The organism is Streptomyces sp. A012304 (assembly GCF_026008495.1).
GTDB lineage: Bacteria > Actinomycetota > Actinomycetes > Streptomycetales > Streptomycetaceae > Streptomyces.
On sequence record NZ_BQUN01000112.1, the window covers coordinates 198,545 to 212,232 of the forward strand.

The window sequence follows — 13,688 nt, forward strand, 5'->3', positions numbered from 1 at the left end:
ACGGCCCGTCGGGGTTTCGGCGGACGGCCCGCCGATGTTCCGGCCCTGGGCTCAGCAGCGCCCCGCGGATGTCCCGTCGATCAGTGTGTCCAGCAGTTCTCCGAGCACCGCCCGCTCCACGTCCGTCAGCGGGGCCAGGATCTCCCGCACGGCCGACTGACGCGCCCGGCGCAGCTCGCGCAGCGTCTCGTGGCCCTCGTCGGTCAGCTCTATGCGGATCACCCGGCGGTTGGTCGGATCCGGCGCCCGCCGCACCTTGCCGCTCCCCTCCAGCCCGTCGACCAGCGTGGTCACCGCGCGCGGCACGACCTCCAGGCGCTCGGCGAGATCCGCCATCCGGGGCGGTGCCCCGAAGTGGGCGAGCGTGCGCAGCAGGCGGGCCTGGGCCGGGGTGACGCCCAGGTCGGACAGCTCCAGATGGCGCTTCTGGATGCGGTGGACCCGGCGGGTGAAGCGCATCAGCTGCTCGGCGAGCACGCCGTCGGGATCGGGGGTGGTCATGCGGGAACAATATCAGGATCATGTTCATTGTGAGTATAGGTAACAATGAGCTACGCTCCACAGAGCCCTACGCTTCACCCCACATCCCGTACCCGACCTCACGCAGGAGCCCATGCACCCCGACACACCAGAACCCTGGACCCCGCCCGCCGACGCCGCGGAACAGCCCCGGCAGGTGCGCCGCATCCTCAAGCTCTTCCGCCCCTACCGAGGGCGCCTGGCGGTGGTCGGCCTGCTGGTCGCCGCCTCCTCGCTGGTCTCGGTCGCCACGCCGTTCCTGCTCAAGGAGACGCTGGACGTCGCCATTCCGCAGGGCCGCACCGGCCTGCTGAGCCTGCTCGCCCTCGGCATGATCCTCAGTGCCGTGCTCGCCGGCGTCTTCGGCGTCCTCCAGACCCTGATCTCCACCACGGTCGGCCAGCGCGTCATGCACGACCTGCGCACCGCCGTCTACGGCCGTCTCCAGCGCATGTCGCTCGCGTTCTTCACGCGCACGCGTACCGGCGAGGTGCAGTCCCGCATCGCCAACGACATCGGCGGCATGCAGGCGACCGTCACGTCCACCGCCACCTCCCTGGTCTCCAACTTCACCAGCGTCGTCGCCACGATCGTCGCGATGGTCGCGCTCGACTGGCGCCTGACCGTCGTCTCGCTGCTCCTGCTGCCGGTCTTCGTGTGGATCAGCCGCCGCGTCGGCAACGAACGCCGGAAGATCACCACCCAGCGTCAGAAACAGATGGCCGCGATGGCCGCCACCGTCACCGAGTCCCTGTCGGTCGGCGGCATCCTCCTCGGTCGCACCATGGGCCGCGCCGACTCCCTCACCCGCTCCTTCGCCGACGAGTCCGAGCGCCTGGTCGACCTCGAGGTGCGGTCGAACATGGCCGGCCGCTGGCGCATGGCCGTCATCGGGATCGTCATGTCCGCCATGCCGGCGTTCATCTACTGGAGCGCGGGCATGGCGCTCCAGCTCGGCGGCCCGGACGTCTCCCTCGGCACGATCGTCGCCTTCGTCTCGCTCCAGCAGGGCCTGTTCCGTCCGGCCGTGAGCCTGCTGTCGACCGGCGTGCAGATCCAGACGTCGCTCGCGCTCTTCCAGCGCATCTTCGAATACCTCGACCTGCCCGTCGACATTACCGAACGCGCCGACCCCGTCCACCTCGCCGAGGTCAAGGGCGAGGTCCGCTTCGAGGACGTCTCCTTCCGCTACGACGACAAGGGCGGGCCCGTCCTCGACGGCGTCGACGTCACCGTCCCGGCGGGCGGCAGCCTCGCGATCGTCGGCCCTACCGGCGCGGGCAAGTCCACCCTGGGCTACCTGGTGCCCCGGCTGTACGACGTGACGGGCGGCCGGGTCACCCTCGACGGAGTCGACGTCCGCGATCTCGACTTCGACACCCTCGCGCGCGCGGTCGGCGTCGTCTCGCAGGAGACGTACCTCTTCCACGCCTCCGTCGCCGAGAACCTGCGCTTCGCCAAGCCGGACGCCACTGACGAGGAGCTGTACGCGGCGGCGCGGGCGGCCCAGATCCACGACTACATCGCCGCCCTGCCCGACGGCTACGACACGGTCGTCGGTGAGCGCGGCCACCGCTTCTCCGGCGGCGAGAAGCAGCGCCTGGCCATCGCCCGCACCATCCTGCGCGACCCGCCGGTGCTCATCCTCGACGAGGCGACCAGCGCCCTGGACACCCGCACCGAGCACGCCGTGCAGGAAGCGATCGACGCGCTCTCCGCCAACCGCACCACCCTCACCATCGCCCACCGGCTGTCCACCATTCGGAGTGCCGACCAGATCGTGGTGCTCGACGACGGCCGGCCGGCCGAACGGGGCACGCACGAGGAGCTGTTGGCGCGGGACGGCCGGTACGCGGCCCTGGTGCGGCGGGACACCCGACTGGAGCCGACAAGATGAAAATATGCCCGGTTATGACGGATTCACGGTGATATGCGGGTTACCGTGCCTGCATGCAGATGAACCGTCCGCCACGGAAGACGATGCGGAACACGGCGCGACTGACGAGCCGAGGCCGTCTCGCCCTCATCGTGACCGGAGCCGCCGTGGCCGCCGCCGTCGTGGCGGTGCCGCTGCTGAGCCCGGACAGCCACACGGAGAAGAAGCCGAACTCCCTGGTGATTCCGGAGGGCTGGCGCGCCGCGCAGGTCTACGCGGCCGTCGACAAGGCCCTCGCCCTCCCCGCCGGCACCACCAGGAAGGCGCTGCCCCAGGCCGGCCTGAAGCTGCCGAGCGACGCCGAGGGCAACCCGGAGGGCTACCTCTTCCCGGCCACGTATCCCCTGGACGAGAAGGCGACGCCCCAGACGCTGCTGACGTCCATGGTCGACACGGCGAACGAGAAGTTCAACCGCGCACCGATCGCCGCCGGCGCGCAGCGCAACGCGATGAACGTCTACCAGGCCGTCACGATCGCCAGCATCGTCCAGGCCGAGGCCGACTCCCGGGCCGACATGGGCAAGGTCGCGCGGGTCGTCTTCAACCGCCTGGAGCGCGGCATGCCCTTGCAGATGGACTCCACCATCAACTACGCGCTGAACCGCTCCACGCTGAGGACGACCGTGCGGGACACCCGGATCGACAGCCCCTACAACTCGTACCAGCGGATGGGTCTGACCCCGACGCCGATCGGCAACCCGGGCGAGGAGGCGATGCGTGCCGCGATCGATCCGGCGCCGGGCGACTGGCTGTACTTCGTCACCGTCAAGCCGGGCGACACCCGCTTCACGGCCGGCTTCGCGGAACACCGGCGCAACGTCGCCGAGTTCCACCGGAACCAGCGGATCGCGCGGGCCGCCTCGCCGGCTCCCCGGTGACCCGACGGGACGTCAGGCGGCGACCGGCTCCGGGGACGCCTCGGCGAGCAGCCCTCTGATGTCCCGGACGGCCGCGCGACCGGCCCGGTTGGCCCCGATCGTGCTCGCCGAGGGGCCGTAGCCGACGAGGTGGACGCGGGGGTCGGCGACCGCGCGCGTGCCCTCGACGCGGATCCCGCCGCCCGGCTCGCGCAGCCGCAGCGGCGCGAGGTGGTCGATGGCCGCGCGGAAGCCCGTGGCCCACAGGATGACGTCGGCGGCCACCTGCCGGCCGTCCTGCCACTCCACGCCGTCCGGGGTGATCCGGTCGAACATCGGCAGGCGGTCCAGCACTCCGTCCATGAGGCCCTGCCGAATCGCGTCGTTCAGCGGCAGCCCGGTCACGGAGACGACGCTCTTCGGTGGCAGCCCCTGCCGAACGCGCTCCTCCACGAGCGCGACGGCCGCGCGGCCCGCCCCCTCGTCGAAGGGGCCCTCGCGGAAGACCGGCGGGCGCCGCGTCACCCAGGTGGTGGCCGCCGCGTACGGGGCGAGCTCCAGCAGATGCTGGGTGCCGGACGCGCCGCCGCCCACCACGACCACCCGCTGCCCGGCGAACGCCTCGGGCCCCGGGTACCGGGCGGTGTGCAGTTGCCGGCCGCGGAAGGTCTCCTGGTCGGGGTAGCGCGGCCAGAACGGCCGGTCCCAGGTGCCGGTGGCGTTGATCAGGGCCCGCGCCGCCCACGTCCCGTCCGAGGTCTCGACGAGCAGTCGCCCGTCGGTGCCCTCGCGTACGGCCCGCACGTCGACCGGCCTCCGTACTCGCAGGTCGAAGGCGTGTTCGTAGGCGGCGAAGTACTCGGCGACGACCTCGGACGACGGCCGGGCCGGATCCGCCCCGGTCAGCTCCATCCCGGGCAGGGCGTGCATCCCGTGCACCTTGCCGTACGTCAGCGAGGGCCACCGGAACTGCCAGGCGCCGCCCGGGCCGGGGGAGTGGTCGAGCACCACGAAGTCCCGCTCCGGCTCGAACCCGGTCCGCCGCAGGTGATAGGCGCCGGCCAGACCCGCCTGACCGGCGCCTATGACGACCACCTCGACCTCACGTATGTCGTTCACGCTTCTACCAACAGCGCTGGAGGTGGGGATCTTCCCGCGCGGGTCCGGGTGTGGAATCCGGGCCATGGGTCAGGATGAGGGCATGTCCGATGCGTTCACCACCCGAGTTCTGCACATCGCCTCCGGCTCCCGGGAAAGGGTCGTCGACCTCACCGGGGACTGCGAGGCCTTCCTGCGGGAGGCGGCCGCCGGCCGCGACGGCCTGCTGAACGTCTTCGTCCCGCACGCCACGGCCGGTATCGCGATCATCGAGACCGGCGCGGGCAGTGACGACGACCTCCTGGCCGCCCTGCACACCCTTCTCCCCGCCGACGACCGCTGGCAGCACCGCCACGGCAGCCCGGGCCACGGCCGCGACCACGTCCTGCCGGCGTTCGTCCCGCCCCACGCCACCCTGCCAGTCGTCGCCGGCCGGCTGGAGCTGGGGACCTGGCAGTCGGTGTGCCTGGTGGACACCAACAAGGACAACCCCGAGCGGAAGGTGCGTGTGACGTTCCTGGCGGGTTCCTGATTTCACCGGCGAGAGGCGACCTGTCGTTCGGCTGTCGACACCCCTGAGGTAAGGTCCCCACCGTTTCGGTCACCGGCTGAGGGTGAGCCGGTGCGCAGAGTGTCGGATGGGGACAAGGCGGTGGAATCCCGGGTGGGCGAAGGTGGATCCGTGAGCCAGGACGGCACCCGGTTGGAGGCCTTGGCCCCGCAACCGCTGCTGACCCGGGACTACGAACGACATCCGGCCGTCGTCTACGAGAAGTTGAGGCAGCAGCACGGCCCGGTGGCGCCGGTCGACCTGCTGGGCGTGCCCGCGTGGCTGGTTCTCGGCTACCGCGAGGCGCTCGAGGTGCTCCAGGACGACGACGGCTGGCCGAAGGGGCTGGAGAACTGGCGGGCCCGCTCCGAGGGCCGAGTGCCCGCCGACTGGCCGCTCGGGCCGTCCCTGGAGGTCAACCACGTACTGATCCAGGGCGGCCCCGGATACCGGCCGTTGCGGACGGCGTGGGACGCGGCCCTCAAGCCGTTCCAGGACCCGCGCAACCCGCAGGCGAAGCGGCTGAAGGCGGCCGTCACCGCCTACGCCGACGAACTGATCACCCTGGTGGGGCAGGGCGGCGGCACCGGCGTGGCGGACCTGTCCGCCCAGTTCTCCCGGCCACTGCCGCTGATGGTGGCGAGCCATCTGCTCGGGTTCCCCGGATCGCAGGGCGACGACGCGCTGATGGACATGTGGCGGGTGCTGGACGCGGTCCCGGACGCGGATGCCGCCCTGGACAGGCTGCTGGCGACACTGGCCGAACTGGCGGCGATGAAGCTGGAGAAGCCAGGGGACGACTTCCCCTCCTACCTCCTGGCCGCGCATCCGGACCTCTCGCTCGACGAGCTGGCCCGTGAACTGTTCATGCTGCTGGGCATGACCTCCGACCACGTCGGCATCCTCATGTCCAACACCGTGGTCGAGGTCGTCTCCGGTGAGGGCGCCGCGCGCGCCAGCCTCTCCGCCGGGATGGTCAGGGAGACCATGAACCGGGTGGTCATGCGCAAGCCGCCGCTGGTGAACTTCGTGCCGCGGTTCGCGGCGAGGGACACCCCGCTCGGCAACTACACGATCCGCGAGGGCGATCCGGTCTGGGTGTCCTCCGCCGCGGCGCACGCCGACCCGCTCTTCGCCGCCCACATGGAATCGGGCACGACGATCAGCACCCGGGCCCATCTGTCCTGGGGCGCGGGGCGCCGCCAGTGCCCGGCCCGGGAACTCGCCTCGACGGTCGCGGCGGTCGGCGTGGGGCGCCTGTTCGAGCGGTTCTCCCGGCTGGAACTCGCTCTGCCCGCCGACCAACTGCCCTGGCGTTCCTCGCCGTTCATGCGGGGCCTGCGCTCACTGCCCGTGCGCTACGAACTGGCATCGGTGCCCGAACGGCCGGCGGAGGCCGATCCGGCACCGGAAGCGGAGCAGCCGGTGGTGCCGGACCCGTCCACCCGGCAACGCTCGTCGCTGTGGCGCTACCTGACCGGCCTGATCCGCGCCGGCCGCTGACCGGACGCGCGCGCCCTTCGGCCGGGCCGCACCGCCCGCCGGCTCCCGTACGGACGGGAGTCGGCGGGCGGCTCTCGCAGGCCGTGCCCGAGTCCCCCGACCGCTGCTCAGCCCATGCTCTTCGCGCCGTCCAGGGACTCGCGGATGATGTCGGCGTGACCGGCGTGCTGCGCGGTCTCGGCGACGATGTGCAACAGCACCCGGCGGGCCGACCACCGTCCGCCCGCCTCGAACCACGGAGCCGTCGGCAGCGGGTGGTCCGCGTCCAGGCTGGGCAGCGTGGCGACCAGTTCGTCGGTACGGCGAGCCACCTCGGCGTACTCCTCCAGCACGCCCGCCAGCGTCTCACCCGGCAGCATCCGGAACTCGTCGGTCCGGCGCGCCCAGTCCTCCTCGGTCATCCGGTCGAAGTCGCCCATCGCCGACGGGCCCTCCAGGATGAAGGCCACCCAGTTCCGCTCGACCGAGGTGACGTGCTTGATCAGACCGCCGAGGCACAGCGCGCTGGCGGTGGTGCGCCGCCCGGCCTCCTCGTCGGTGAGGTCCCGGGTGGTGAACCGCAGGAAGTGCCGGGCGTTGGCCAGCTCGTCCAGCAGGTCGGCGCGCTCGCCGGTGAGGGTCTGCGCGGCGGTCCCGTCGAGGGTGGTGGACTCGGTCATGGTGGCCTTCTTCCGTGGAGTCGTTCCGTCGGTGAACACCACGTTAGGGACCATAGAGGTCAGATCCTGACCTAAAGAGCCGACTGTGGAGAGGTGATTTCGGCAGGCACCCCTCCCCACGCCGCCGCGCACAGCCCCCGCTCCACCTCAGCCGTGTACACGGCCGCCGCCAGCCAGGCGCGGGCGAAGCGGTCGGTGTCCGCGGGGAGCAGCCGGCCGAAGGCGTCCCGCGCCCGGTCCGCGGCGGCGGCGTGCAACTCGTCGAGAAGATCGCCCGCCGTGGCGAGGGCGAGGCGCCGCAGCCGGGCGCTGTCACCCGGCCCGCCGCCCGGGAGGGCCAGCACCCGGCGGCCCCCCGACACCGTCTGCTGGACCCGGCGACGCAGCAGGTGCAGCGGTGCCTCGTCCACCACGGACGCGACCGCGGCGGGCCGGGGAGCCGTCCCGGCGGGCAGGTCGGCGCGCTGGAGGCGGTCCAGGCCGAGGTCCACCCGGGCGGACGGATCGGTGGGGTGCTCGGTGGCGAGCAGCAGCGCGCGGGGCAGCGGCCCGGGTGCGAGACGCGCGACGATCCGCAGCCGGCTGCCCCGGGCACCGGCGAGGAGGCGCAGATTGTCCCGGTGGGGGAGGGCCGGGTGGTCGTGGGCCGCGGCCAGCCGCAGCGGCAGACCAGCGCAGTCGACGAGCAGACAGTCCCCCGTCGCCTCCCGGACCGTGCCGGTGAGAGTGACCTCGAGGAACAGCAGGTCATGACCGCCGTTCAGGGCACGTGCCACCTGTTCGGCCACGGGCACCGCCCACAGCCGGGCCGACGGCTCCTCGTACCAGGAGGAGCCGGACGCGCGGACCGCCCGCACCCCCGCTCCCGCGCCGAGGCGGCCCGTGGGGGAGACGGTGGCGCCGGCCACCGCGAGGCCCGCCCGCGACAGTTCACGATGGCTCAGGGAGGTGTCGCCCATCCGCACGGCCCGGTCGGCGGCGCCGGTCGCCCGGCCCGGTCCCCCCGGTGCCACGTCCGAGACCGTGTAGAGGCGGCCGTCGGCGTCGGCGGTCCAGGTGACCGCTCCCGCGTACCCGGTCGCCGTGAGCACGGGCTCGGAGAACAGCCCGTACAGGCGCAGGGAACCGTCCGGGCGGTACGGCTGCCGTGCCGTGCCGCGCAACCCGGCGAGCTCCGCTCCGGCGGCGCCCGGCAGGCGGTGGGCGACGCCCAGGACCTCACGGAAGGCGCCGGTGAGGTCGGCGAGACGGTACCCGGGGTCGGCGGAGCGGGCCGCGCGCACCCCGGTGACCACGGAGACCGCCGCGCCGGACGCCCGGTGCAGGCCGGCCAGGCGCGCGGTGTGCGCGGCGCGCAGCAGCTCCGCCTGGAGCACGGCCCCGGCTCCGGCCGTGCCCGCCTCGAGCACGGCCGCCGCAGCGTCGAACACCACACGGGCGGCGGCGCGTTGTGCGGCGTCGGCGGTCTCCGCCTCCGCCTCTTCGGCTCCTTGCGTCCCTTCCGGTTCGGCCGTCGCCCCTTCCCCGGCGCCGGTCGGGTCGGCGGCGGGGGCGGCGGGCGGGTCGTCGGCGACCGGCGCGGCCGAGGCCGCCGCCGCGCGGTGCAGACAGTCGGGGGCCAGCAGACACCCGCAGCGGATGGCGTCGGTGCTGGTCACCGTGCCGTCCGGGGCGTGCAGATGGAGGTCGGTGTCGTCGTCGACGGCGATCCGTACGGTGTCGCCGTCGCGGACCGCCGGACGCGCCGCGAGTTTCGCGATCCCCGCGTCCAGCCGCTTGCGCAGCCGGGGCGAGAGCGCCTCGACGAGTTCGGCGGTCACCGACGGGGCGACCGGAGGCAGCTCCGGGCTCATGCGATCTTCTCCCCTACCCAGCGGGCGAGTTCGAGCGGACTGAGGGCGGCGACGGGCATGCCCGCGGCGACGAGCTGACCCGCGACCCCCGTGGAGTAGCGGGGCCGTCCGGTGTCGTCGAGGCTCGCGCAGCCCAGGACATGGCAGCCCGCCCCGACCAGCGCGCGGACCTCCGCGAGGAGCCCGCCGAGCGGATAGCCCTCCTCGAAGTCGCTGACGACCACGACGAGCGTGCGCGACGGCACGGTCACCAGCTCCCGCGCGTGCCGCAACCCCGCCGCGATGTGAGTGCCGCCGCCCACGCTGACCTCCAGCAGCAGCGACAGCGGGTCCTCGACATGCCCCGTGAGGTCGATGACCTTCGTGGAGAACGCCAGGAAGTGCGTGGACAGCGTCGGCACCCCGGCCAGCACGGAGGCGGTCAGCGCCGCCCAGACCGTGGACGCCTCCATCGACCCCGACACGTCCGTGACCAGGATCAGCCGCCAGTCGGCGGCCCGCCGCGCACGGGTACGGAACACCGGCCGCTCGGGGATCACCTGGACCGTGCCGTCCGGGCCGACGCGGGCGGTCGCCAGGTTGGCCCGCAGTGTGCGGGGCAGGTCGAGTCCCCCTCCGGGGCGGCGGCTGGGACGCGGCACGGTCGTGCCGTGCAGGGCGGGACGCAGCCGGGTGGCGAGCTGCCGGGCCAGCGCGTCCACCAGCCGCCGCACCAGCGGGCGCAGCGCCGCCAGCCGGGACTCGGGCAGCCCGCCCGCGTGCCGCAGCACCGTGCGCAGCAGGTCGACCGACGGCCGCACACTGTCCGCGTCCAGCTCGGCGAGGACGTCCTTGCGGCCCGACGCGGCGGCCGCCGCCAGCACCTCCTCCCGGATGCCCGGACCGAACAGCGCGGCCAGTTCCTGCGACCACTCCCGCACCCCGGGATAGGCCGGCTCCCGGCCGCCGCCCGAGCCGCCCGCCATGTCGCCCCGGCTGCCCTCCCCGCGCCCGCTGCCGTACAGCTCGTCCAGCGCGGTCGCCAACGGGGCGGCGGAGGAGGCCAGTCGATCCCTGCGACGGCCCAGCACGAGGCGCCAGCGGTCGGCCGGGGCCAGCAGGTGACCCGCGGCGGATCCGGGGGCGGCGCTCTCCTCGGTGACGCCCGTCCCGCAACCGCCCGGCGCGGGCAGCAGACCCAGTGACCGCAGGGTGGCGCGGGCGGCGAGGTCCGCCGCGGTCCAGGCGGCGAGCGCGGCCGGGTCGACCCCGCCGGTGTCGGCGACGTACGACGTGTCGAGGCGTTCCTCGACGGCCGCGAGGAGCCGGTCGCGGGCCGCTGGGCTCAGCGTGTCGAAGCCGCCCCGCAGTGCGGGAAGCCGGTCGAGGAACTCCCGGTCGGGCAGCTCCGCGACCCGGTCGAGCAGGGGCTCCAGCGCGGGCGGCGCCGCCTCCAGCAGCGGGCCCGCGGCGGTCAGCAGCCCGCAGAGCCGGGCGGTCAGCTCCGCGCGCGAGTCGGGATCGGCGGCCCCGTCGACCCAGGAGGCCACCCGGGCACCGAAGACCCGCGCCTCCTCCTGCCCGAGCAGCACCCGGACGGCCCCCGCGGCGCCGCGCATCAGCGGCGAGCCGTCGGCGGCCAGCCGGGCCAGCGCGTCGGTGAGCCGGATCCCGCCCAGCAGATCCGCCCGGTGGGCGAGTTCCAGCAGGGCCTGGGCGTCGGCGGGATCCTCCGACCCGGTCAGCCCGTCCACCTGCCGCACCGCGGCCGCCGTGAGCAGCTCGGCCACGGCCGCCGCGCGGGCCGTGCGCTGCTCGTCGGCGCCCAGCCCCGGCACATGACCGGCCCGCAGCCGGTCCAACAGGGCGAGGCCGGTCAGCAATTCGGGAAGTGTCCCGGCCGGCGGCAGGACCTCGCCGACCTCGTCCAGCCGCTCGTCCGCGAGCCCGGGCAGGCCGCACTCCGCCGCCCGCGCGAGCCCCGCCAATGCCTGCGCGGCCGTCGGCCCGCCCTCGTCCCGCTCCGCCCGCCGACGTTCGCGCAGCGTCCCCTCCGCCGCCTGCGCCGGGGTGACCCCGCGCACGCCGGCCGCGGTCAGCATGGCCGCCGTGGCGGGCGTCCAGCGCACCTCCCACCGCGAGGTGAGCGCCTCCGCGCCGCCCGCGCCGACGACCTCCTTCTCCTCCGCGTACGGCACCCCGCACACCGTGAGCCGGCGCAGCAACAGCTCACGACGCCGGTCGAGGTCGGACCGCAGCGGGTCCAGCCGCAGATCCCGGGACGCGCCCGAGCCGCTCGCCTCCGGGCCGGGCAGCCCCAGCGCCGCGGTCTGCGCCTCCACCGCCGGAGCGAGCCCACTGCGCGGCGCGCCGGGAGCCGGGCTCCCGGCGCGGGTGCCGACGAGTACCCGCTCCATCGCCCGCGCCACGGCCCGCCCCCGCCCGTACGGCTCGCCCTGCGCGAGGACCGTCTGCACGGCCTCCACCAGCTCGCCCCGGCCCGCCGCGGGCAGCCCCCGCAGCCGGGCGAGGTCCGAGGCGAGCCGGCTGATCTCCCGCGCGTCGGCCGGCCCCGACGGGTGCCCGAGGGACCGCAGCTGCGCGCACACCTCGACGGCCGCCCGGGTCAGTGCCTCCTCCAGGGCGGCCGGGTCGCCCGCCGCCCGCAGGACCATGTCCTGCCACTCCGGGTCCCGGATTCCCGCCGGATAACCGGAGCGCTCGTCGAGCAGGGCGTAGGTGTAGGGGATCAGCGAGGTCGTCCAGGTGGCAGCCGTCCCGTCCGTGGCGGGTTCCGCCTCGTCGCCGACGGTGGGACCCACCAGCGCCGGCGCGTGGAAGGCGCCGACCACGACGGCCGCCCGCTGCCCTCGCGCGGTGGCCTCGGCCGTCCGGGCCCGCATCCACCGCTCGCGCCGCAGGTCCAGCTCGGGCACCCGGCCCGACACGACCGCGTCCTCGCGCAGCGCCCACCCGGTGAGCAGCGCCGCCCGGCGCAGCGCCTCGGGCGGGGACCCCGGCGCGGTGGCCTCGACGAGCCGGTCCCACAGGTCGTCCCCGGCCCGGCCCGTCAGGCGTGCCCGGAGCACGGTCGTGAGGCCAGGACCGCCCACGCCCCCCGGCTCGGCCCGCCTCCCCTCGCCCCACGCCCGGTCCGCCAGCGGCAGATCGCAGGCGACCATCGGCACACCCCGCCGGGCCGCCCAGCGCACGGCGGCCAGCTCGGGCGAGAAGTCGGCGAACGGGTAGAACGCCGGCCCCTGACCGCCGCCGCCGTCCCCGGGCGCGGCGGCGAGCGCCACCGGGGCCCGGGTCTCCTCGTGCCCGAGCCAGGGCAGCCAGTCCTGCATCTCGGCCGGCAGCTCCACGAGCAGCACGTCCGGCTTCGCCTCGTCCAGCAGCGCCGGCACGGCCGCCGCCAGGGAGGGCGCGTGGTGCCGTACGCCGATGAGGTACGGCGCCGTGGGATCGGTCAGGGCGGCGAGGGCCGCCTCGGGTGCCTCCGGGACACCGGGGGAGACACCGGCAGGGGAGAGGGACACGGTCGTCAGCCCTCCAGGACCGTGCGCAGGTCCCACAGGGTGCGCCAGGTGGCGGACCCCTGCTCCGCGCGGCGCCGCACGGGACCGTCCCAGTAGCCGCGCAGCCGGGCCGCGTCGGCCGGGTCGTCCTTGCGCACGACGCCCAGCAGGTGCCCCGGGAGCAGACCGAGCACGTCCCGGTCGCCCGGGAAGTACGCCGCCGCGAGGGCCAGCGCGCCCGCGACGGACACCGCTTCCGCGGTGCTCATCACCGTGGACGGCCGCTCCACCTCCCAGCCCTCCGCCGACCGGCCCTCGCGCAGGTCCCGGAAGGCGGTCACCAGGGCCTCCAGCACGGCGTCGTCGACCTGGAACGGCGCCCCGGCCCGCTCGACCGACGCCCGCGCCTGGCCGCGCACCAGCGCGGTCTCCGCGTCGAGGTCCGGGATGGGGCCGACCGTCTCGAAGTTGAAGCGGCGCTTGAGGGCCGCGGACATCTCCGAGACGCCCTTGTCGCGCAGGTTGGCGGTGGCGATGAGGTTGAAGCCGGGCGCGGCGTGCGCCAGGGCGTCGTCGGTGCCGGCCAGTTCCGGCACGGCGATGCGCCGCTCGGAGAGCAACGACACCAGCGCGTCCTGCACCTCCGGCAGACAGCGGGTGACCTCCTCGACCCGGGCGATGGCGCCCCGGCGCATGGCGGTCAGCACCGGCGACGGCACCAGCGCCTGTCGGCTGGGGCCCTGCGCCAGCAGCAGGGCGTAGTTCCAGCCGTACTTGAGCTGGTCCTCGGTGGTGCCCGCGGTGCCCTGCACGACCAGGCCGCTGGTGCCGCACACGGCCGCGGAGAGCAGCTCCGACAGCATGGACTTGGCGGTGCCCGGCTCGCCCACGAGCAGCAGACCGCGCTCGCCCGCGAGGGTCACCACGCACCGCTCGACCAGCGCCCGGTCGCCCACGAACTTGCCCTCCACGACGAGGCGGCGCGGCACCCCGTCGGGCACCTCGGCGCCGTCGGGCAGCTTCAGCGCCCGGCCGTCGCTGCCCATCACGAACGTGACGACCGCGCGCGGGGTGAGCCGCCAGGCGGGCGGGCGCGGCCCGTCGTCGTAGGCGGCGAGGAAGGCCAGTTCGACGGCGTGCCGGTCCTCGGGCGGGACGACCTGGCGGGCCGGTCCGGTCGGTTCGGGGACGAGGGTGGTGGTCATCGGTGTGC

At 74.6% G+C, this 13,688-nt stretch carries 10 protein-coding genes; 4 read left to right on the plus strand and 6 right to left on the minus strand.

The window, feature by feature from the left end; translation table 11 throughout:
* Positions 1-51 precede the first annotated feature (51 nt).
* On the minus strand, positions 52-501 hold the full coding sequence (locus tag ALMP_RS29615; RefSeq protein WP_264933779.1) for a MarR family winged helix-turn-helix transcriptional regulator: 450 nt from the start codon (positions 499-501) through the stop codon (positions 52-54).
* Positions 502-613: 112 nt separating this feature from the next.
* Between ALMP_RS29615 and ALMP_RS29620 the strand changes: the two genes are divergently transcribed.
* Entirely contained in the window at positions 614-2,416 is a 1,803-nt protein-coding gene (locus ALMP_RS29620) for an ABC transporter ATP-binding protein (RefSeq protein ID WP_264933781.1), read from the plus strand.
* A gap of 53 nt (positions 2,417-2,469) precedes the next feature.
* Positions 2,470-3,333, plus strand: coding sequence for an endolytic transglycosylase MltG (gene mltG, locus ALMP_RS29625; protein ID WP_264933782.1), 864 nt, complete (start codon positions 2,470-2,472; stop codon positions 3,331-3,333).
* 12 nt (positions 3,334-3,345) lie between these two features.
* On the opposite strand, the gene ALMP_RS29630 is transcribed toward mltG, so the two are convergent.
* Positions 3,346-4,431: an NAD(P)-binding domain-containing protein gene (locus ALMP_RS29630; RefSeq protein ID WP_264933783.1), complete on the minus strand. Its 1,086-nt coding sequence runs from the start codon at positions 4,429-4,431 to the stop codon at positions 3,346-3,348.
* 82 nt (positions 4,432-4,513) lie between these two features.
* Here ALMP_RS29630 and ALMP_RS29635 point away from each other — a divergent pair, with 82 nt between their 5' ends.
* Positions 4,514-4,942, plus strand: a complete 429-nt coding sequence (locus tag ALMP_RS29635; protein WP_264933785.1) for a secondary thiamine-phosphate synthase enzyme YjbQ — start codon at positions 4,514-4,516, stop codon at positions 4,940-4,942.
* A gap of 120 nt (positions 4,943-5,062) precedes the next feature.
* Positions 5,063-6,463, plus strand: a complete 1,401-nt coding sequence (locus tag ALMP_RS29640) for a cytochrome P450 (RefSeq protein ID WP_264934013.1) — start codon at positions 5,063-5,065, stop codon at positions 6,461-6,463.
* A gap of 107 nt (positions 6,464-6,570) precedes the next feature.
* Here the strand turns inward: ALMP_RS29640 and ALMP_RS29645 are convergent, their stop codons facing one another.
* The 4 genes from ALMP_RS29645 to ALMP_RS29660 all read right to left on the minus strand — a co-directional run bounded on the left by ALMP_RS29645 (position 6,571) and on the right by ALMP_RS29660 (position 13,680).
* Positions 6,571-7,122, minus strand: coding sequence for a DinB family protein (locus ALMP_RS29645; RefSeq protein WP_264933787.1), 552 nt, complete (start codon positions 7,120-7,122; stop codon positions 6,571-6,573).
* 71 nt (positions 7,123-7,193) lie between these two features.
* On the minus strand, positions 7,194-8,975 hold the full coding sequence (locus ALMP_RS29650; protein WP_264933789.1) for a hypothetical protein: 1,782 nt from the start codon (positions 8,973-8,975) through the stop codon (positions 7,194-7,196).
* Positions 8,972-12,496 carry a DUF5682 family protein gene (locus tag ALMP_RS29655; RefSeq protein WP_264933791.1) on the minus strand — a complete coding sequence of 1,175 codons (3,525 nt, stop codon included), beginning with the start codon at positions 12,494-12,496 and terminating at the stop codon, positions 8,972-8,974. The genes ALMP_RS29650 and ALMP_RS29655 overlap by 4 nt, the downstream gene beginning before the upstream one ends.
* 5 nt (positions 12,497-12,501) lie before the next feature.
* On the minus strand, positions 12,502-13,680 hold the full coding sequence (locus tag ALMP_RS29660) for an AAA family ATPase (RefSeq protein WP_264934014.1): 1,179 nt from the start codon (positions 13,678-13,680) through the stop codon (positions 12,502-12,504).
* Positions 13,681-13,688: the final 8 nt, after the last annotated feature.